Origin of the sequence: Colwellia sp. BRX10-9 (assembly GCF_014077405.1) — a bacterium.
In the GTDB taxonomy this organism is placed as follows: Bacteria; Pseudomonadota; Gammaproteobacteria; order Enterobacterales; family Alteromonadaceae; genus Colwellia_A.
Window position 1 is genome coordinate 78186 of record NZ_JACGVV010000007.1, and the last position, 20081, is coordinate 98266.

The window sequence follows — 20081 nt, forward strand, 5'->3', positions numbered from 1 at the left end:
TTAAATGATCGCTTAGCGGTTGAAAAAAGTAAATTTGACCTCACCTATTGCACATCAAAAAACAAAAGGTTGAACCATGGATAACGCACTAGAAATTTCTGGCTTAAAAAAAGTTTATAAAGGTGGTTTTACTGCACTTAAAGGTATCGATCTTACGGTTAAACAAGGTGATTTTTTTGCTTTACTTGGTCCTAATGGCGCAGGTAAGTCGACAACCATAGGTATCATCACCTCTTTGGTTAATAAAACCGCAGGTAGTGTTAAGGTTTTTGGCCATGATATCGATAAAGAACTTGAACAAGCCAAGAGCTATTTAGGTCTAGTCCCACAAGAGTTTAACTTTAATCAATTCGAAACCTTGTTAACTATTTTAGTTAATCAAGCCGGTTACTATGGTGTTGAACGTTCTTTAGCATTTAAACGCGCTGAAAAGTACCTGAAAAAACTCGATTTATGGGACAAGCGTAACGATGCAGGTCGTATGCTTTCAGGAGGAATGAAACGTCGTCTGATGATTGCAAGAGCGCTAATGCATGAACCGCAGGTACTTATTCTTGATGAACCTACTGCTGGTGTTGATATTGAACTTCGTCGCTCAATGTGGATTTTCTTACGTGAATTAAACAAGCAGGGTATTACGATCATTTTAACGACCCATTATTTGGAAGAAGCTGAAATGCTTTGTCGAAATATTGCCATTATTGACTCAGGTGTGATCGTTGAAGATACTGATATGAAATCTTTGCTGTCAAAATTAGACCAAGAAACAATCGTCTTTGATATTGACTCCGTAACTAATGCGCCAGAGCTTGATGCCTTCACTTGTCGGTTGATTGACGACCACACCTTAGAAGTTGATGTGAAAAAGTCGCAACTTATTAATGATATTTTTAGCCAGCTTAACGGACAAAATATTAATGTTCGTAGTATGCGCAATAAAAGTAATCGCCTAGAAGAGTTATTCGTCAGTCTCGTGGGTAGTGGGCAAAAAGTTAAACAGGAGAATAAATAGTATGTCATCAAAAAGTAATTTTATTGCTCTGAAAAGCATCTTATATAAAGAAATAAATCGTTTTATGCGTATATGGGTACAAACATTGGTCCCTCCGGCTATTACCATTAGCTTATACTTTGTTATTTTTGGTGAACTTATTGGTTCGCGCATTGGACAAATGGGCGGGTTTGATTATATGTCGTTCATTGTGCCTGGCTTAATCATGATGAGTGTCATTACCAATTCATACTCCAATGTCGCCTCGTCATTTTTTAGTGCTAAATGGCAACGCAATGTTGAAGAAATGCTGGTTGCACCGGTACCAAATTGGGTGATTGTTGCCGGTTATGTCGGTGGCGGTATGGCACGTGGTATGTTGGTGGGTACGATAGTGACTTTAGTCTCTTTATTGTTTGTTGATATTCAAATTCATAATATTTGGGTGATTATTGCCACGGTTAGTTTAACGTCAGCCACGTTTGCCTTAGGCGGTTTGATTAACGCTATTTTCGCTGGTAGTTTCGATGATATATCCATTATACCAACGTTTATTTTAACGCCATTAACGTATCTTGGTGGTGTCTTTTATTCGATCAGTTTACTCCCTGACTTTTGGCAAGGTGTTTCACAATTAAATCCTATCGTTTATATGGTCAATGCTTTTAGGTACGGATTTTTAGGCATCAGTGATGTGAGTCTAACATTAGCATTCTCTGTATTAGGGGCATTTATTATTACCTTATATGCGATTGCCATGACACTTATCACCAAAGGAATAGGGCTACGTAGCTAATGACTATCAATATCGATAAAGAGGATGTCAGCGTGACGGGTGATTCAAGAGTTATCATCACTAATCAACCTGGCATTCATGAAAAACTTGAAGAAATTGTTGAAAAACATTTACAGCACCGCTCACAAAAGCCTTTTCAAGCACATACCGAGCAAGCGTTTGCCGAAATGGATGCTTTAGTGAAAGCCCATCAAGGGGATATTATTTTAGACTCGTGCTGTGGTGTTGGGCAAAGTACACGTATTCTAGCCAAACAAAATCCGCAGGCTTTAGTGATTGGTGTAGATAAGTCAGCGCATCGCATTAATCGTAATGTTGATGAACTTCTCCATGACGATGGCTCTAAAATTGAGAATTTCCATTTAGTTAGAGCAAATTTGAATGATTTTTATCGTTTAGTTGACCAAGCGAATTGGCCAGTAAATAAACATTATATTTTGTATCCCAATCCTTGGCCTAAATCTAAACATATTCAAAGGCGTTGGCATGGTAGTGCGGTATTCCCACAAATTATTAATATTGGTGAACAAATTATTCTGCGCAGTAACTGGCGATTATACTTAGAAGAGTTTCAATTTGCTGCCGATGTAGCGGGTATTTTAGGTGATATTAGTGCGATTACTAATGAAGAGCCTTTAACGCCATTTGAAGCAAAATATAAAGCGAGTGGTCAACCTTGCTGGCAGTTATTGCTCAATCGTGAATATCTACCTTTTATTTAATTTTATTAACTATGCTGCTTAGCAAAATTGACAATAAGTTAGTGAAACTCGCTAATTTATTTAATGAGCAGTAAATAATGATTTGAAATTAAATTTGATTTTCATTAAAAATCAACTCTTTAACGTATATGGCTTAGATCTTGATTACTTTTTGATTAATGAGTAATAATACTCAATCAAAAAGGATATTGAAGATGAATAATTTAATTAAAAAGAATGTATTAATGATGGCGTTGAGTACTTTAGCACTTGTAGAATTAGCGCTAGTTTACGCAGCAACCATTATGTAGTGACTTTATTGCTGGACTTTTCTCTGGTAGATAAAAATAAAGTACAAGACATTTCAGTCATTTTTTATTAAAGTGCCGTTTTATGTTTACTTACCAACATGGTTACAGCGGCAAGGTATGACGACGAATAAGCGCACAGCAAAAGCGACTCAAGAGTCTTTACACAGTATTTTTACAATTCCGGAAGCACCTGATTCGACGTTGGGGCTGATCGAAAAAGAAATATCAGAAAATCTTGCTGGTTTTTTAGGTAATCATATTGCTGCTAAAGAACGTGCCTTAAGCGAAATTGAAAAAGATTTCGCTAGCTCGGCTATTCCCGAAGAACCTAGTTTTGTCTCTGATCATACTCGTCATATTTTAGATAAAGTTGTTGCACAATCAGTGCATACATCAAGCCCAAGTTTTATTGGTCATATGACTTCAGCTTTACCTTACTTTATTTTACCGCTTTCTAAATTGATGGTGGGTTTAAATCAGAATTTAGTCAAAATTGAAACATCAAAAGCATTTACCCCACTTGAACGTCAAGTGTTAGGTATGATGCATCGTTTGGTTTATAAAGATAATGACCATTTTTATGAGCAATGGATGCACAGTGCTAACCATTCATTAGGTGCCTTCTGTTCTGGTGGCACTGTCGCCAATTTAACGGCCTTTTGGGTCGCGCGTAATAATTTGTTGAAAGCTAATGGTGATTTCAAAGGTATTGCACGAGAAGGCTTATTTAACGCATTAAAACATTATAAATATGATGGCTTAGTGATTTTAGTGTCTGACCGTGGCCATTATTCATTAAAGAAGTCTGCTGATATCCTAGGGATTGGTCAGGACAGCGTGATATCAATTCCTACCGATGGCCATAACCGCATTGATTGCCAGAAATTGCGTGAAAAATGCCTTGAGTTGAAACAAAGAAACATCCGCGTATTAAGTATTGTTGGCGTTGCTGGTACGACAGAAACAGGTAACATTGATCCATTAGATAAAATGGCTGATATTGCTGAAGAGTTTCAAACACACTTTCATGTCGATGCTGCATGGGGTGGTGCGACGTTATTATCAAATAAATATCGTCCACTGCTTAAGGGTATCGAACGCGCTGATTCAGTAACTATCGATGCTCACAAGCAAATGTATGTGCCTATGGGGGCAGGCCTGGTGGTGTTTAAAAATCCGGCTTCTGTGGCTTCTATTGAACACCATGCAGAATATATTTTACGTAAAGGTTCAAAAGATTTAGGCTCACATACCTTGGAGGGTTCAAGACCCGGTATGGCGATGTTGGTTTATGCAAGCTTACATATTATCAGTCGACCTGGTTATGAAATGTTGATTAACCAAGGAATTGACAGAGCAAGGTATTTTGCCGAACGCATTAATCAGCATGCTGACTTTGAGTTAATAACTGAACCAGAGTTATGTTTATTAACCTATCGCTACAATCCAAAAGCGGTGCAAAACTTATTAGCAAATAGTTCAGCAGAACAACAAGATAAGATTAATTATTTACTCGATGACCTGACTAAATTTATTCAAAAACGTCAACGTGAAAATGGTAAATCATTTGTTTCACGCACGCGTATTGAAGTGCAGCGTTATCAAGGTCGAAAAACTGTGGTTTTTCGTGTTGTATTGGCGAATCCATTAACCTCCAATGAAATTCTTAATGATGTGCTAGTCGAGCAACTTGAATTGGCTCAAGAAAGTGAAACCTTTCTACCTGATTTGTTGTCTTTAACTTAGCTTATATTTTGTAATTCTGCTTGAAATGTTTTACTTATACTTTCGTTGTGTAAGTTATTTCTTTCGTTTTATTATTTATCTTCCTAAAAAACCTTATTTAACTCACTGTTAAATAAGGTTATATATATTTTTAATGAATTTTTGTTCTATAAAGTTTCATTTAGATCTATAAATGTTATTTTCTTTATGAAAGTTGTTGTGTAATAATTCATACACGATTACATTTTGTGGTGGTAATAATTATGGAATATGACATGAGAAAAACTCCAGTAGAAGTATCTGAACACAATCACGCTGACATTTCATCGGTTCAACAAGCCTTAATTGAAGCGCAAAAAGAAATTTTAGAATTGCAATCGCAAATTCAATGGTTAGAACGCTCATACGAATAAATTTTTGTCGCGTTTTAGCACAGTAAATACTAAAAAGCCGAACGTTATGAAAATAGCATTCGGCTTTTTTGATCTTTATTGATTAATACGAGCAGTAAATAATTATTACAGGAAAACTTGTAAATTATCGATTAACCTTGCTTTACCACAATGGGCAGCGGCGAGGATCACTAATTCTTTATCATCTTTATTGGCGGGTTGCAGTGTTCTTGCATGACAAATATCAATATAGTCAGTCTTCATACCGGCATTATTAATCAAATGTGTGGCTTGTTTGATCAGACCACTAAAGTCGTGATCAGACTTTATTTGCTGTGCTAGCCATTGAATGCTTTTTGCAAGTGCTGGTGCGATTGCAAGTTGTTCCGGCGTTAAATAACCGTTTCTCGAACTCATTGCTAAGCCACTTTTTTCGCGAACCGTATCGACAGCAATTATATCAATAGCCATTGAAAGGTCTTCAACCATAGTTTTTATCACTTGGACTTGCTGATAGTCTTTTAACCCAAAACACGCGATGTCTGGTTGTACTAAATTAAACAGTTTACACACAACCGTCGCAACACCACGAAAGTGTCCTGGGCGGCTTTCTCCACAGTAACCAACAGATACATTGGGTACATCAACATAAGTCTGCTTATCTAGCCCTTTAGGATAAATCATTTGAGCTGATGGAATAAAGAGTAAATCAGTATTAGCAGAGACTAATTGCTGTTGATCGTTGTCGAGCGTGCGCGGGTAATTGTCAATATCTTCATTGGCGCCAAATTGCATAGGATTAACAAATATACTGGCAACCACTTTGTCGGCGTGACGATGAGCCTCTGTTACTAAAGCTATATGCCCAGCGTGTAAATTGCCCATGGTAGGGACAAACGCTATTTTTAAACCTTGTTTACGCCATTTAGTGACTTGTTGGCGTAATTCGATAATCTCATTTACTATTTTCATATAGGGTATTTTACAATCTATTTAACAAAAATATGTTCGTCACCAGGGAAATTTCCATCGGAGACTTCGCTAATGTATAACTCAATGGCTTTTTTAATGTCACCAGTATCGATCAAAAAATTACGTGAAAACTTCGGCATATAGCTACAGGAAATACCCAAAGCATCGTGCATCACCAAGATTTGACCATCGGTATCTTTACCTGCACCAATACCAATAGTTGGGATTGAAACAGCAGTAGAAATCGCTTTACCTAAATCACAAGGTATACATTCTAAAACTAACAATTGCGCGCCAGCCGCTTCAAGTAACTTAGCGTCGGCGATCATTTTATCTGCTTGTGATTTTTCACGGCCTTGTACTTTAAACCCACCAAATACATTAACAGATTGTGGTGTTAAGCCCAAGTGAGCACAGACTGGAATACCGCGCTCTACTAGGCCTTTAATTGTATCAACTAGCCATTCACCACCTTCCATCTTTACCATGCTTGCACCGGCTTGCATAAGTTTTGCCGCGTTAGTGAAAGCTTGCTCTTTAGTGGCATATGTCATAAAAGGCATATCACTAATGATGAGGGTGTCAGTAACACCACGCTTTACCGATTGTGTATGATAAGCCATATGGTCTATATCAACAGGTAATGTGTCATCTTGGCCTTGTAAAACCATACCCAATGAGTCGCCAATTAAAATAGCGTGAATACCCGCTTGATCGAATAGTTTTGCAAAACTTGCATCATATGCGGTGATGGTAGAAATTTTTTCACCTTGCTGTTTCATTTTTAGCAAAGTTGATGTGGTTATCTTAGCCATATTTAGTCCAAAATTTTTAAGGTTTGAGTAAATACTCAGAGAGCGTATTTGAGTGGGCGTACTTTCGCATAATTGTTAAATTAGCGCAACTTGCTATGAATTTTTAACCCGTTTGTCGCAATTGCTTGGCTTAATGCTAAAACAGGCTTGCCATTGGGGAGTGTTAGCTTAGGTGATAACTCTGCAAGTGGTAGCAAGACAAACTCACGAAGCTCTAAGCCATAATGAGGCACGGTTAAGCGTTCGTGGTTAATGGTTTCATTATCGAATAAAAGCATATCTAAATCGAGAATACGTGCTCCCCAGCGATTATCTTTTCGAACACGACCGGCATTATTTTCGATGGCTTGTAATTCGTTGAGTAAATCTAAAGGATTTAGGTCAGTTCTTAACAAGGCAACAGCATTCATATAATCAGGTTGGTCTTGTGGTCCCATTGGGCGGCTAAAATACAGCGAAGAAACACCGTCGAGTGTGGTGTTTTTTATTTGTGTTAAGGACGCAACTGCAAGTTCTATTTGTTTTTGAGGATTAGACAAGTTACTGCCTAATCCTACATAGACTAACGCCATTAATCAGTACTGCTCGATTTGTCTTCGCGAACAACTCGACGTTTTCTAGGACTTCTTCGGCTGCTAGTTCGTGATTGGGCAATACTTTTTATCATCAATTCTTGCGTGTTGTGGTCATTCACTTGAAAGTCAGTCCACCACTTTGCTAACTCTTCTAATGCTGGGTTTTCAGGTGTTGCTTCTATTTGGGCTCTCAGTAAAAGAAAATCATATCCCGCACGGAATTTCTGATGTTCTAACGCCTTATAAGCACGTTTACCATCTCTACGACTTAGCTTATCTTGCAGGATCCATATGTCTTTCATTACTGCCTGAAAACGTTTAGGGATACCTATACTGCGCTGTTGTTCAGACATTATTTCGCTTAAAGCAGCAAAAAATACATCTTGGGGTGACAGCTGTGGTTGTGCACTACGTAAACGCTCAACATGACTTTGCAGTGGATACCAAAGCATAGCGGCAAATAAGAATGCTGGGGTGACGCGTTGTTCATTATTAATGCGGCTATCGGTATTTTCCAGTGCTTGAACGATAAAACGTTCAATATGTGGATGATTGCCTTTACTTAGCATTTGGTCAGTTGCTGGGAAAAAATAGCGAAATAAATCATACTTTCTTAACTGCTGAAAAGTAAGTTGCGCTTTGCCGGCAATAAATAACTTTAAAAATTCTTCGAACATTCTTGCCGGAGGTATGTTTGCCATTAAAGGAGCTAATTCAGCAATTGGCGCTTCTGTTTCTGGGCTAATGGTCATATCTAGCTTAGTTGCAAATCTAATTGCACGTAGCATACGAACCGGATCTTCACGATATCGTGTTTCAGGATCACCAATCAAACGGATTAATTTAGCGTTAATGTCGCCAATACCGTTAGCAAAATCATGAACTTTAAAATCTTTTGCACTGTAGTAAAGTGCGTTAATGGTAAAGTCACGACGTTCAGCATCTTCTTCGATAGAGCCATAAATATTATCACGCAGTAACATGCCGTCTTCACTTTGTTTTGAAGTCTTTTGGCAACTTTGCTCTTTCTCTGGCGCATTTTCATGGTGGCCACGGAATGTTGCTACTTCAATAATTTCACGGCCAAAAACAATATGAGCTAACCGGAAACGGCGACCTATTAATCGACAATTGCGAAATAAATCTTTAATTTGTTCAGGAGTCGCATTGGTCGCTATATCAAAGTCTTTTGGCTCTAAACCCAATAATAAATCACGTACACCACCACCGACTAAATAGGCGTCATAGCCACCACTATTTAAGCGGTAAAGCACTTTTAAAGCGTTGTTGCTCATTTTCTTACGAGAAACATTATGCTGGTCGCGTGTTAAAACAGTAGAGCCTGAGGTCGGCTGAATTTTAGTTGAGCTTTTAGCCATTTTTTTTGAGGCTTTACCTAATACTCTTTTACACAAGTTGATAACACTTTTGATAATACTGGCCTTGATTGGATAATGTGGGAAGTTGAAACATCTTGTAATGCTAGGTTTCACTTTTTTATTGGCTACAATAATATATCACGGGGCAATAAAAGAGAATATAAAACGTTTGAAAATTCAACAAACACCCGTTTTACTTGAATATTACTGACAAAATGCTATTTCTTGCTGCTTAGGGATCGCATCTGTAGACCAGTTTTCTATCGCCCACTCTATTATTTGCGTGGCAGAATAAGCATAAAGGTCTTTGGGTGGATGTTGCCCTAGAAAATTAAGGGCTGCGATTAAGGAGGGGGTTGGATTGTTATTATCAATGGCAGGAGCTTTGTTTTGTTTACTGAGTTTAAAACCAGTAGCATCAACGGCTAATGGAATATGGCCAAACTGTGGCGCTTGATAACCTAATTGTTGATAAAAACTTAACTGCCTTACTGTCGGATCAAGTAAATCACAGCCTCGAATAACATGGCTAATATTTTGATAAATATCATCGACCACAACAGCAAGTTGATAAGCAAATAGCCCATCTTTTCTGGCTAAAATAAAGTCTTCTTTGGCAAGCTGTTGCGGACAAAAATAATCACCTTGTATTAAATCATGATAGTGATAAATACCGTGGAGATTACATAACCGCGTAGCACTATTTGTTTGCAGATGATTTTTATTTCTGCACTGACCTTGATAAACCCCGCCCTGGGCCTTGATTTCAGCGCGTGTACATTGGCAGTGGTAAGTGAGTTTTTGCTCTGCTAATTGTTTTAAAACGTCACGATATAAATCGCTTTGCTGACTTTGATATAAAACAGGTTCGTCCCAGTGGAGTCCATAAGCATCCAGTGTTGTTAAAATTGCAGCACTGGCGCCGAGCATTTCACGGGGTGGGTCTATATCTTCAATACGAACTAACCATAAACCTTGCTGATTTTTTGCATGTAAATAGCTGGCGAGTGCGGCGATTAAAGAACCAAAATGAAGGAAGCCCGAAGGGGATGGAGCAAAACGGCCACGATATTGAGTCGTAGATTTACTCAAATATTGTGGCCGCGTAATATTAATTTTGTCGTGATTCATATAATGAATACGTTAACGTAATATCATTTAATCAAGCAACTAACCTGCTAATTGGCGTTCTTTAATCTCAGCAAGTGTTTTACATTCAATACATAAATCAGCAGTTGGGCGCGCTTCTAGACGACGAATGCCAATTTCAATACCACATGAATCACAGAAGCCAAATTCATCTTCTTCAATCAATTGTAATGTTTTTTCAATTTTTTTAATGAGTTTACGTTCACGATCTCGTGTGCGTAGCTCTAAACTGAACTCTTCTTCTTGAGCTGCTCGGTCAACCGGATCAGGGAAGTTTGCTGCTTCGTCTTGCATATGCATAACTGTGCGGTCAACTTCTTCGCGAAGCTGCACTCGCCAAGCATCAAGAATTTTCTTGAAATGCTCTAATTGAGCAGCGTTCATGTACTCTTCGTTGGCTTTCTCTGCGTACGGCGATACGCCCGCTAATGCTAAAATACCTAGTACTTTTTTGGCTGGCATGCTTATTCTCCTAAATGCTACATCGACCTACATGGCGAAGTTGTTGCTCTTTCATTAAAAGCTACACCCGTGGTTGCAATTGCCAATAATAAATAGACCTGAAATACCCAGTCTATATTGCGTTGCACGAATCATAATTCAAGGCTTTCGTTACAATTAACTTAAAAAATAATTATTCTTCTTTTAAATCAAACGGTTGTGGGTTCGTTCGGAAAAGTGGAAATATTTTTGTATACTATTTTTTAACAATTTATTTTTGAGCAAGCTTTTTTAACAATTTTTGTTAGGGTGAGTCAATGTATTTAACTCTTTTTTTTGGTTAATCCGTTACATTTTCCGCTAATTTTACCGGCAAGGCGTCGACCAAAGTCATTTGAATGTTGCTGATATCTTGCTTAAAGCTTACTTTGTAAGCAATAACCTCAACACCCTGCTCCTTAGCCTGTGATAGAAGTTCTGCATATTTAGCGTCAATATGCTGTGCGGCCATAACGCTTTCAATCCCACTATGAAGTACAGCAAATAACAAAATAGCTCGATGACCTTGTTGTTTCATTTGCATGAGTTCACGTAAATGCTTCTGGCCACGAAGCGTGACTGCATCAGGAAAGTAGCCTTGCTTACTTATAGAGCCATCACCTAGCAGGGTAACACTTTTAACTTCTATATAAGTTAACACATCGTTTTCGTCAGTAAGTAAGAAGTCGATTTTACTATTTTCATCACCGTATTTTACTTCTCGTTTTAACGTTTTATAGTTGTGCAGTTCACTAATTGTTCTATTAGTCAGTGCTTCTTCAACTAATTGGTTGGCACGTAGGGTATTTACACATATAAAATGATCATTCTGTGTTTGAGTGATTTCCCAACTGTAAGGATACTTACGTTTTTTATTATCGGAAGTACTATACCAGACAGTATCTTTTTCTGTAGCACAACCGGTCATAGCACCTGTATTGGCGACATGAAGTGTTGTTTCAGTGCCATCTTCTAATATGATATCTGCAAGGAAACGTTTATAACGTTTGATTAAAATCGCTTTTTTAAGATTTATGTTCATTGGAAAAATAAATGATAAGTTTTATTAATGTTACGTTATGTACTGACAAACCGCTAACTTTTGTTAGTGGTACTTAATTGGCCAACAATACTCGCTAAAATTATTGCAAAGTTAGCCGTTTTGATAAAATATTTCTTAGATGTTTTGGTGCTGTCGTTAAAAAGTACAACAAGAAAATCGCAGTATTATACCGTTAAATAATCAATTTTCCCTGCTGAACGCCCTCGTTTAAAGCTGAGGTTTGGCTAGGTTTACATTAATTAAATAACTACTTTTCAAAAAATATCGGCTTTGCTTGATGATGAGTATAAACTAAGTCGTATTAATTTATGATCTTCAGGATAGTTTATGACCCAAGTAACAAATATTCATTTATCAAAGCAAAGTAGTAGTAATAATTGGCAAAGTGACAACCTTGTTCAGTATGTTGATAACGAACTTCATATCTGTTTGAAAGATTCAAGTGGTAGCCCCTTAAGACAGATTCAAAAAGCAGCACGTAGCATTGAGAAACTTGGCGTTAAGCATGCACGTTTATCTGGTGATAACTGGCAAGCTAATACTCAATGGAGTTTTGCACTCGGTTTTACTTGTGTCGGAAAATTAACTAACGTTGAATTTACCGGTAGCAGCGAATGTATCAACAGTTTGAACGACAAATTAGCTGTTTTTGCCTGGAGCCGTGATTTAATTAATCAAACACCTTCTGAGCTATATCCGCTTAAATTGGCTGAGTTAGCAGCAGACTATATTAATGCTCAAGCACCTGCTTATGTCACCAGCAATATTATCTCTGGCGATGAATTGCAACAGCAAGGCTGGGTGGGCATTTATAATGTTGGTAAAGGCAGTATTAATCCGCCGTGTTTATTAGAAGTTGATTTTAACCCAACAGGCGATCCTGATGCGGCTGTATCTGCTTGTTTAGTCGGTAAAGGTATCACTTTTGACAGTGGCGGTTACAGCTTAAAGTCAAACGCAGGAATGTTTGACATGAAATGTGATATGGGCGGTGCTGCAGTGGTTGCGGGAGCTATGGCATTAGCCATTAGACAAGGTCTAAATAAACGCGTTAAGTTATTTTTATGTTGTGCTGAAAATATGGTCAGTAACGATGCTTATAAGTTGGGCGATATTTTAACTTATAAAAACGGTGTAACGATGGAAGTCGCTAACACCGACGCTGAAGGTCGCATAGTACTGGCTGACGGTTTATTAGCAGCAAGCGAAACTAAGGCGCCTCTTATTATTGATGCAGCAACACTAACAGGTGCGGCGGTAATGGCTACTGGTGGTGAATACAATGCTTTATTTACTTTAGACAACCAAGCTGCAGAGCAAGCGAAAAAAGCCGCAGAGCAAGTGAATGAGCCAATATGGCAATTTCCTTTAGCCGCTTGGCATCAAGATAAATGTCCATCTGAATTTGCAGATACGGCAAACAGTCGACCTGTACCGGGTGGCGGTGCTGGCGGTGCAAGTAATGCTGCAGGATTTTTATCTAGATTTGTCGACAATGAAGGAGCAGGTTGGTTACATTTCGATTTGGCGACGGCTTATAATGGCAGTAGCACTAGCCTCTTTAGTGCCGGAGGGACTGGCTTAGGTATTGCCACGATCGCTGAGTTAATTAAGTAATTTTTAATGTAACGTGTTAATTGATAAAAGCACAATAATGAACATTATTGTGCTTTTTTGTTTAGGCGATTTATATATTTACATTCTTAGCGGTTATTTACCTGTTTTAGGCTGGCGAACGAAATATAACAATATGGCTTGAAACGTTTGTGATAGAGTGACTATCAGCTTGTTACCCGACCCTATTTCATAAAAATTAAAATGTCTGTTTCTCCATTACCCATAGAAAACATCAAAGCGGAATTTCTTGATGCATTAACTCAGCATCAAACTCTTGTACTATCTGCTCCGCCAGGCGCGGGTAAATCAACAGGCCTACCGTTATGGCTATTAGCACTTGGTCAATTTAAAGGTAAAAAAATATACTTACTTCAACCTCGTCGTTTAGCGGCTAAAACAGTTGCTTGTTTTTTAGCGAAGCAGATAGGTCAGCCGGTCGGGAAAACAGTCGGTTATCGGTTGAAAAATGAAAGTAGGGTATCTGAAAATACTCAATTGGAGGTCATCACTGAAGGTATATTCACCCAAATTATTCAGCATGACCCTGAGCTTGAAAATTGTGCTTTAGTGATCTTTGATGAGTTTCATGAAAGGTCACTTCATGCAGATTTAGCTTTTGCATTAGCACGAGATACACAACAAGGGTTACGAGACGATTTAAAAATATTATTAATGTCAGCAACGTTAGCGACTGCTGAATTACTCAAGCAATTACCCGACGCCGTTTCTCTTGCTAGTGAAGGTCGAAGTTTCCCTATTGATGTTAGTTATTCGCCAGTAAAAAATAGCCGATTATGGCGTGAACACGCGGTTAATATTTGTAAGAATGCAATAAACTCGCACCAAGGTTCAATATTGGTTTTTTTACCCGGTATCGCTGACATTCGTTTTCTTGCTGAAAAGTTAGGTGAGTTATTACCCAAGCATTTTTTATTATGTCCATTATATGGCAACTTAACGCTTGCGGAGCAACAACAGGCAATTTCGCCTACCGAGCAAGGGCTTCATAAAATTGTTCTAGCAACTAATATTGCAGAAACGAGTTTAACTATTGAAGGAATTGATTTAGTTATAGACTGTGGTTTAGAAAAAGTCGCCATCTACGACCGGCAAACGCTGACAAATCAGTTACAGCAGCGTAATATTTCTAAGGCCTCTGCAATACAGCGTATGGGACGTGCGGGTCGAATGATGGCAGGTAAATGTATTCGACTTTACAGCGACGAAGATTTTCAGCGCAGGAACGAACAAAGTGCCAGTGAAATTCAACAAGCTGACTTACTTCCTATGGTTATAGAGGTTGCACGCTGGGGTGTTAAGCAATTTAATGAACTACCTCTGATAGAACTTCCGGCAAAACTACTCGAAACTCAAGCATGGCAAGAATTACAAAAGCTGCAGATACTTGACGATAAAAGAAACTTAACTCCACTTGGCAAAAATGTTGCTGGTTTTGCTTGTCATCCACGTTTTGCTAAAATGATTGTGAGAGCCTCAGCATTAGAAAAAAAACATCAATACTTAGGATTAACAAACCTCGCCGCATTGTTAGCGTCATTGCTTGAAGACCGAGATATATTTCGTGGTGAACGTGCATTTACCGATTGTGACTTACGTCACCGTTTGAGTGAGTTAATTCAGCAATCAAACAGCAAAAAATATCAGTCATTTTTCCTACAAACAAAAAAACACTTACAAAGAATTAATGAAGTTTCAGTATCGAATTTATCAAGCTTACCAGTGGAATTAACCGGATTATTACTTGCTTTAGCTTATCCCGAGCGTATTGCTAAACAACGGGCACAATACGGCCATTTTTTAGCTGAAAATGGTAAAGGTCTTATGATCAATGAGCAAGATGCGCTGGCGAGTGAAGATTATATTGTGGCTGCTAATTTAGCTGAATACCAACAAAAATTACAAGTAAGACTTGCTGCACCGGTTGATATTAAACAGCTTATTAATTTGGGAATTATCGCTGAAAAACAAATAAAACAACTTAATTACGATTCGAAAACCCAACGTATAAGTGCTAAGCAGCAAACAGTATTTGGTGCTATTGTCTTGTCAGAAAAGCCCAGTAATGAACAAATAAGTGATGAAGCACTAGCTACTTTATGGCAACAACAAATTGAGCGAAATGGTCTGTCCTATCTTCATTGGCGCGAAGCTGATCAAAAATTACTCAGTCGTTGGCGTTGGGTTAATCAAACTCAGCCGCATTTAAATTTTCCTAATGTTGAGGAAAGTGATTTATTACAACACTTAGCGTTATGGTTAGTTCCTTTTATTGGTGCGATTAAAAATAAAAACCAGCTAGATAAAGTAAATTTATCATCGGCATTACTATCGTTACTTGATTATAACCAGCAAAAAACCTTCGCTCGTATTGCCCCTGAGTATTTTGTTGGCCCAACAGGAAGACGTTGCCCAATTCGATATAGTGTCGAGCAAGCGCCAATTGTTTCAATGCCTATGCAAGAGCTTTATGGCGTGAGTGTTACCCCTAAGGTTGGCGATGATCAACATAACAGCGATGTTTCCTTGATTATTGAGCTGCTATCGCCGGCAAAGAGACCTATTCAAGTGACACAAGATCTCATTGCTTTTTGGCAAGGAAGTTACAAGGAAGTACAAAAAGAGATGAAAGCAAAATACCCTAAGCACTTTTGGCCGAATGATCCCGCTAATGCAAAGGCGACTAACCGCGTTAAAAAATATATGTAATGAAGCATTAGCTTTATTAACGGATGAAAATACTATTTAAAATGACTAATAATGTGAAAAAAGAAACCAAAGAAAAGACTGCTACCAGAGCCTCTCGGGTAAGTTGGTGCTGGCATACTGCTTTGAAATTGTTCATTACCTTTATATTTTTATTTAGCTTTTATGCGGTTTACCTCGACAGTAAAGTGAAAGATAAATTTGAGGGGCAACGGTGGAACATTCCCGTGCAAGTTTATGGCAAAGTTGACAGTTTCAAAGTTGGCGATAATGCTTCACTTGCTCAACTAAAGCAAAATTTACTTTTGTCTGGTTATCAGAGAAAGCAACAGGCGCTCAACCCGGGAGAATTTGCTTTATCAAAGACGACGCTGATTGTTTATCGTCGCGCTTTTGATTTTGGCAACGGTAATACGCACGTAGAGCGCTTCACTATTAATATTGCCGGTAACAAAATACTTTCTTTGTTTAATGAGCAAGGAGCTATTGAAAGTTTTTCATTTGAACCTTACTCACTGGGGCGATTAGTTCCTGAAAACAAAGAAGATAGGGTGATAGTCTCACTACAAAGAGTACCAGAGCAACTTATTGATACCTTACTATTAGTTGAAGACCGTGATTTCTATTTTCATGCAGGTGTTTCCCCATTAGGAATTTTTCGAGCTTTAGTGGCTAATATTCAAGCAGGGAGAACGGTTCAGGGAGGGAGTACCTTAACACAGCAACTGGTTAAAAATATGTTTTTAACCCGTGATAAAACACTCTGGCGTAAAGTTAACGAAGCGGTTATGTCGATTATTCTGGAGCTTAGATATAGCAAAGATCAGCTACTTGAAGCCTATATAAATGAAGTCTATTTAGGACAACACTATGCTAATGGTATTTATGGTTTTGGCTTAGCGGCTAAATTTTATTTTGGTCAGCCGATCCAATCTTTAACGATTGAACAAATGGCCATGCTTGTTGGGCAGGTCAAGGGGCCTAGTTATTATGATCCTTGGCGTCACCCTAAAAATGCTAAAAAGCGACGAGATCTTGTTTTACGGTTGATGTATCAAAATGAACTGATCTCACAAAAAAACTATCAAGCGGCAGTCGTATCACCTTTATCTATTCGTAAAACTCGCCGTTTAGCCAATAAAAAGTTTCCTGCTTATTTACAATTGGTCAAAAAAGAACTTTCTGAAAAGCTTTCAGCGTTCCAACAACAAGCGGGTGTTCGAGTTTTTACAGGCTTTTCAATAACAGCACAAATGAATGCCGAACAAACGATAGCTAAGCATATCCCTGAGTTAACAATACTAAACAAAGGCGAGTCCTTACAACTTGCCATGGTGGTTACCGATATCAAGTCAGGTGAAGTAAAAGCCTTAGTTGGCGATAAAAAAGCGGGTTATGCCGGATTTAACCGAGCATTAGATGCTAAACGTCCCATCGGTTCATTAGTAAAACCCGCAATATACTTGGCCGCTCTAGAGCGTTATCAACAATATAACTTTGCAACCTTATTGAACGACGAACCTATTGTACTTATCAGCGATGGGGGCAAAGAATGGCGTCCAAATAATTATAATGGAAAATTTGAAGGCAAGGTAAGCCTACATGATGCTTTAGTTAGGTCGTTAAACGTGCCAACAGTGAATTTAGGTATGCAACTCGGCTTAGAAAATATTGCCAATATCTTTCACTTGCTAGGTTATCCCGAAGATATCGTCACTCGCCCTAGTATGTTATTGGGCTCTTTAAGTTTATCACCATATGAAATTAATCAGCTTTATTTATCTATAGCCAATCAAGGATTTAAGAGTAATAGTCATGCGATTGACCGTATTATCTCGGCACAGGGCGAAACTTTATGGCAATTTGAAGCGCCAGACGAGCAGTTGTTCTCAACTCAAGCTATGTATTTACTTGACCATGCTTTATCACAAGTAACCGAAGTGGGAACGGCTAAGTCGCTTACTTGGCGTTTAGATGGGGCAGCAGTAGCAGGGAAAACGGGTACCACCAATGATCAAAGAGACAGTTGGTTTATTGGTTATGATAACCAAAACTTAGTGACGACTTGGCTAGGTCGTGACGACAACAAACCGACCAACCTAACAGGCAGTAGCGGCGCTTTAGTGCTATTTGCACAGTTTATGAATAAAAACGGTGTGGTTAACAAAAGTCGTTTAATGCCTGAAAATATTGCATTAACTAATTTTGAATCTTCCAGTGGTATCGCCGTCAGTATCGAGTGTGCTGAAATGATTAGTTATCCGGCAATAACGACAGGTCTTTTAATAGAGCCGCATTGTTTAGGAAAAAAGCTGACAGAAAAGAAGAAAAAGTTATCTTGGTTCGAACAACTTTTTACTGATTAGCATGACAGGTTTACTAATGTATCTTGTTTTTTTATCATGCCTTTTCTTGCATGTTTATTATACAGATACTATTGTATAAAAAATTAGCTGGCTCATAGGATTGCTTGTTAATCATAAGGGATTGATATCACGTATAAAATTAATACGCTGGATCTGATATGAAGCATCGTTTAAGTTTTGGCTTTTATAATATATTTGCAAATAATATTATTGAAGTAACCGCTGATGAAGGCGTCGAAATGACACTTGAAATGGTTGAGGAATGCCATGAATTTGTGCATGAGAACGTAGAAGGGGATTTTGCCCTGTTAATCAACCGCATTAATAACTACACCTATACTTATGAGGCGAAACTTTCAGTCGCATCTTATGAAGGTTTGAAAGCGCTTGCCTTTGTTTGCTATTCTGAAAAAAGTGTCTTAGTGACTAAGAAACTGCAGGCAAGTCGTTCATTTGATCAATGGAAATATCCGGTATTTTCAGGTTTAGAATTAGGTTGGCAACAAGCTTATCATTGGCTTGAAAATGAATTACTGGCCGTTAAAGTAAATTAGCGTCACCGTTAATAAAAAGGGATAGCCATCGGCTATCCCTTTTTATTTTAAGGATGGTCTTGTTAAAAAATGAGCATCCTTGTGCGTCAACGGGCGTGGTTTAGTCGCTAAACCACGCTAATTTTTACATTATAGTTGAGCAAAGCACTTATCAGCAGCGGCTAACGTTAATTCAATCTCTTTATCGGTATGAGCCATAGATAAAAAGCCAGCTTCATAAGCTGAAGGTGCCAAGTAGATGCCGTTTTCTAGCATTAAGTGGAAGAAACGTCTGAACTTATCTGTATCGCAAGCGGTTGCTTGTTCAAAAGTAGTGACAGGCTCTGGTGAATCCGTAAAGAAAAAACCAAACATTGCACCAGCATAGTTAATGCTTAATGACACGCCATTGCGCTCGGCTGCTGCTTTTAAACCCATAGCAAGCTTTTCAGTTGATGCACTCAATTGCTCGTGTTTATCACCGATGCTTAATTCATTTAATGCCGCTAAACCGGCAGCCATAGCGATAGGGTTACCCGATAAGGTACCTGCGTGGTAAACAGGGCCAATAGGTGCAATATAATCCATAATCTCTTTTTTACCGCCAAACGCACCGACAGGCATACCACCACCAATAACTTTACCTAACGTCGTTAAATCAGGAACAATATTGTAATGTGCTTGAGCCCCACCTAATGCAATACGAAAGCCGGTCATTACTTCATCAAAAATCAATACACTTTTATGTTCATCACAAACGTCACGTAGACCTTCAAGGAAACCTTCTACCGGAAGAACACAGTTCATGTTTCCAGCAACAGGTTCGACAATAATACAGGCGATTTCATCTTTATATTTAGCAAAGATTTGTCTAACTTCGTCAATATTATTAAAACTAACGGTTAATGTGTGCTTGGCAACATCAGCAGGAATACCAGGTGAATTTGGCACCCCCATGGTTAGTGCACCTGAGCCTGCTTTTACTAATAGCGAATCAGCATGACCATGGTAGCAACCTTCAAACTTTAAGATTTTATCACGTCCAGTGTAGCCACGAGCTAACCGAATTGCGCTCATGGTAGCTTCTGTACCTGAGCTGGTCATTCGAATGCGTTCCATTGACGGTACTAGTTCACGTACCTTCTCTGCCATAGTGATTTCTAGCTCGGTAGGTGCGCCAAAACTTAAGCCATTTTGAGCAGTTTCAATAACTGCTGCTAAAATAGCCGGGTGGTTATGGCCTAAAATCATTGGTCCCCAAGAACCGACATAATCAATATAAGCTTTATTATCGGCGTCATAAATATATGCACCTTCAGCGCGTTTAATAAAACAAGGCGTACCGCCAACACCATTAAATGCACGAACAGGCGAGTTTACGCCACCGGGAATAATTTGTTTTGCGCTGTTAAAAAGTTGTTCTGAATGGTTCATAAATTGCCTACTTTGTTAATTATAATACGACTAACATTAAATAAACTGTTGTCGCTTA

17 protein-coding genes are annotated in these 20081 nt (G+C 38.5%); 9 read left to right on the plus strand and 8 right to left on the minus strand.

The features are described from left to right. Nucleotides 1-76: 76 nt before the first annotated feature. The 5 genes from H4J69_RS06315 (at nucleotide 77) to H4J69_RS06335 (ending at nucleotide 4937) form a co-directional block, all read left to right on the plus strand. Nucleotides 77-1012 carry an ABC transporter ATP-binding protein gene (locus H4J69_RS06315; RefSeq protein WP_182215606.1) on the plus strand — a complete coding sequence of 312 codons (936 nt, stop codon included), beginning with the start codon at nucleotides 77-79 and terminating at the stop codon, nucleotides 1010-1012. A gap of 1 nt (nucleotide 1013) precedes the next feature. After that, the gene (locus H4J69_RS06320) at nucleotides 1014-1787 is read left to right on the plus strand and encodes an ABC transporter permease (RefSeq protein ID WP_070375522.1); all 774 of its coding nucleotides are present in this window, start codon (nucleotides 1014-1016) and stop codon (nucleotides 1785-1787) included. After that, entirely contained in the window at nucleotides 1787-2509 is a 723-nt protein-coding gene (locus tag H4J69_RS06325) for a tRNA (guanosine(46)-N(7))-methyltransferase TrmB (protein WP_182221296.1), read from the plus strand. The genes H4J69_RS06320 and H4J69_RS06325 overlap by 1 nt, the downstream gene beginning before the upstream one ends. Nucleotides 2510-2916: 407 nt before the next feature. Then, nucleotides 2917-4545, plus strand: coding sequence for a pyridoxal-dependent aspartate 1-decarboxylase PanP (gene panP / locus H4J69_RS06330; protein ID WP_182244131.1), 1629 nt, complete (start codon nucleotides 2917-2919; stop codon nucleotides 4543-4545). A gap of 254 nt (nucleotides 4546-4799) precedes the next feature. Continuing rightward, entirely contained in the window at nucleotides 4800-4937 is a 138-nt protein-coding gene (locus H4J69_RS06335) for a hypothetical protein (RefSeq protein WP_157470960.1), read from the plus strand. 105 nt (nucleotides 4938-5042) lie between these two features. On the opposite strand, the gene panC is transcribed toward H4J69_RS06335, so the two are convergent. The 7 genes from panC to sfsA form a co-directional block, all read right to left on the minus strand. Then, nucleotides 5043-5888, minus strand: coding sequence for a pantoate--beta-alanine ligase (gene panC / locus H4J69_RS06340; RefSeq protein WP_182215599.1), 846 nt, complete (start codon nucleotides 5886-5888; stop codon nucleotides 5043-5045). A 17-nt stretch (nucleotides 5889-5905) separates the two neighbouring features. Next, entirely contained in the window at nucleotides 5906-6703 is a 798-nt protein-coding gene (gene panB / locus H4J69_RS06345) for a 3-methyl-2-oxobutanoate hydroxymethyltransferase (RefSeq protein ID WP_182215597.1), read from the minus strand. Between the two features lie 80 nt (nucleotides 6704-6783). After that, nucleotides 6784-7275, minus strand: a complete 492-nt coding sequence (gene folK / locus H4J69_RS06350; RefSeq protein WP_182244130.1) for a 2-amino-4-hydroxy-6-hydroxymethyldihydropteridine diphosphokinase — start codon at nucleotides 7273-7275, stop codon at nucleotides 6784-6786. Beyond that, nucleotides 7275-8657 carry a polynucleotide adenylyltransferase PcnB gene (gene pcnB, locus H4J69_RS06355; protein WP_182215628.1) on the minus strand — a complete coding sequence of 461 codons (1383 nt, stop codon included), beginning with the start codon at nucleotides 8655-8657 and terminating at the stop codon, nucleotides 7275-7277. The genes folK and pcnB overlap by 1 nt, the downstream gene beginning before the upstream one ends. Nucleotides 8658-8861: 204 nt before the next feature. Continuing rightward, nucleotides 8862-9788 (minus strand): tRNA glutamyl-Q(34) synthetase GluQRS, encoded by a 927-nt coding sequence (gene gluQRS, locus H4J69_RS06360; RefSeq protein WP_182244129.1) that lies wholly within the window; start codon nucleotides 9786-9788, stop codon nucleotides 8862-8864. A 39-nt stretch (nucleotides 9789-9827) separates the two neighbouring features. Then, a complete protein-coding gene (gene dksA / locus H4J69_RS06365; protein WP_182175389.1) occupies nucleotides 9828-10268 on the minus strand; it encodes an RNA polymerase-binding protein DksA in 441 nt (146 codons plus the stop codon). A 319-nt stretch (nucleotides 10269-10587) separates the two neighbouring features. Further along, the gene (sfsA, locus tag H4J69_RS06370; protein WP_182215592.1) at nucleotides 10588-11328 is read right to left on the minus strand and encodes a DNA/RNA nuclease SfsA; all 741 of its coding nucleotides are present in this window, start codon (nucleotides 11326-11328) and stop codon (nucleotides 10588-10590) included. A gap of 348 nt (nucleotides 11329-11676) precedes the next feature. On the opposite strand from sfsA, the gene pepB reads away from it, so the two are divergent. The 4 genes from pepB (at nucleotide 11677) to H4J69_RS06390 (ending at nucleotide 18610) form a co-directional block, all read left to right on the plus strand. After that, the gene (pepB, locus tag H4J69_RS06375; RefSeq protein WP_182244128.1) at nucleotides 11677-12966 is read left to right on the plus strand and encodes an aminopeptidase PepB; all 1290 of its coding nucleotides are present in this window, start codon (nucleotides 11677-11679) and stop codon (nucleotides 12964-12966) included. A 201-nt stretch (nucleotides 12967-13167) separates the two neighbouring features. After that, nucleotides 13168-15693 carry an ATP-dependent helicase HrpB gene (gene hrpB / locus H4J69_RS06380; protein WP_182244127.1) on the plus strand — a complete coding sequence of 842 codons (2526 nt, stop codon included), beginning with the start codon at nucleotides 13168-13170 and terminating at the stop codon, nucleotides 15691-15693. 53 nt (nucleotides 15694-15746) lie between these two features. After that, nucleotides 15747-18056, plus strand: a complete 2310-nt coding sequence (gene mrcB, locus H4J69_RS06385) for a penicillin-binding protein 1B (RefSeq protein WP_310733591.1) — start codon at nucleotides 15747-15749, stop codon at nucleotides 18054-18056. Nucleotides 18057-18214: 158 nt separating this feature from the next. Beyond that, nucleotides 18215-18610 carry a hypothetical protein gene (locus H4J69_RS06390; protein ID WP_182215586.1) on the plus strand — a complete coding sequence of 132 codons (396 nt, stop codon included), beginning with the start codon at nucleotides 18215-18217 and terminating at the stop codon, nucleotides 18608-18610. 129 nt (nucleotides 18611-18739) lie between these two features. On the opposite strand, the gene hemL is transcribed toward H4J69_RS06390, so the two are convergent. Beyond that, on the minus strand, nucleotides 18740-20023 hold the full coding sequence (hemL, locus tag H4J69_RS06395; protein WP_182244125.1) for a glutamate-1-semialdehyde 2,1-aminomutase: 1284 nt from the start codon (nucleotides 20021-20023) through the stop codon (nucleotides 18740-18742). Nucleotides 20024-20081: the final 58 nt, after the last annotated feature.

Bases quoted from the DNA above. Each gene is read 5' to 3' on its own strand.
- H4J69_RS06315 (WP_182215606.1), top strand. From the start codon at position 77: ATGGATAACGCACTAGAAATTTCTGGCTTAAAAAAAGTTTATAAAGGT.
- H4J69_RS06320 (WP_070375522.1), top strand. From the start codon at position 1,014: ATGTCATCAAAAAGTAATTTTATTGCTCTGAAAAGCATCTTATATAAA.
- H4J69_RS06325 (WP_182221296.1), top strand. From the start codon at position 1,787: ATGACTATCAATATCGATAAAGAGGATGTCAGCGTGACGGGTGATTCA.
- panP (WP_182244131.1), top strand. From the start codon at position 2,917: ATGACGACGAATAAGCGCACAGCAAAAGCGACTCAAGAGTCTTTACAC.
- H4J69_RS06335 (WP_157470960.1), top strand. From the start codon at position 4,800: ATGAGAAAAACTCCAGTAGAAGTATCTGAACACAATCACGCTGACATT.
- panC (WP_182215599.1), bottom strand. From the start codon at position 5,888: ATGAAAATAGTAAATGAGATTATCGAATTACGCCAACAAGTCACTAAA.
- panB (WP_182215597.1), bottom strand. From the start codon at position 6,703: ATGGCTAAGATAACCACATCAACTTTGCTAAAAATGAAACAGCAAGGT.
- folK (WP_182244130.1), bottom strand. From the start codon at position 7,275: ATGGCGTTAGTCTATGTAGGATTAGGCAGTAACTTGTCTAATCCTCAA.
- pcnB (WP_182215628.1), bottom strand. From the start codon at position 8,657: ATGGCTAAAAGCTCAACTAAAATTCAGCCGACCTCAGGCTCTACTGTT.
- gluQRS (WP_182244129.1), bottom strand. From the start codon at position 9,788: ATGAATCACGACAAAATTAATATTACGCGGCCACAATATTTGAGTAAA.
- dksA (WP_182175389.1), bottom strand. From the start codon at position 10,268: ATGCCAGCCAAAAAAGTACTAGGTATTTTAGCATTAGCGGGCGTATCG.
- sfsA (WP_182215592.1), bottom strand. From the start codon at position 11,328: ATGAACATAAATCTTAAAAAAGCGATTTTAATCAAACGTTATAAACGT.
- pepB (WP_182244128.1), top strand. From the start codon at position 11,677: ATGACCCAAGTAACAAATATTCATTTATCAAAGCAAAGTAGTAGTAAT.
- hrpB (WP_182244127.1), top strand. From the start codon at position 13,168: ATGTCTGTTTCTCCATTACCCATAGAAAACATCAAAGCGGAATTTCTT.
- H4J69_RS06390 (WP_182215586.1), top strand. From the start codon at position 18,215: ATGAAGCATCGTTTAAGTTTTGGCTTTTATAATATATTTGCAAATAAT.
- hemL (WP_182244125.1), bottom strand. From the start codon at position 20,023: ATGAACCATTCAGAACAACTTTTTAACAGCGCAAAACAAATTATTCCC.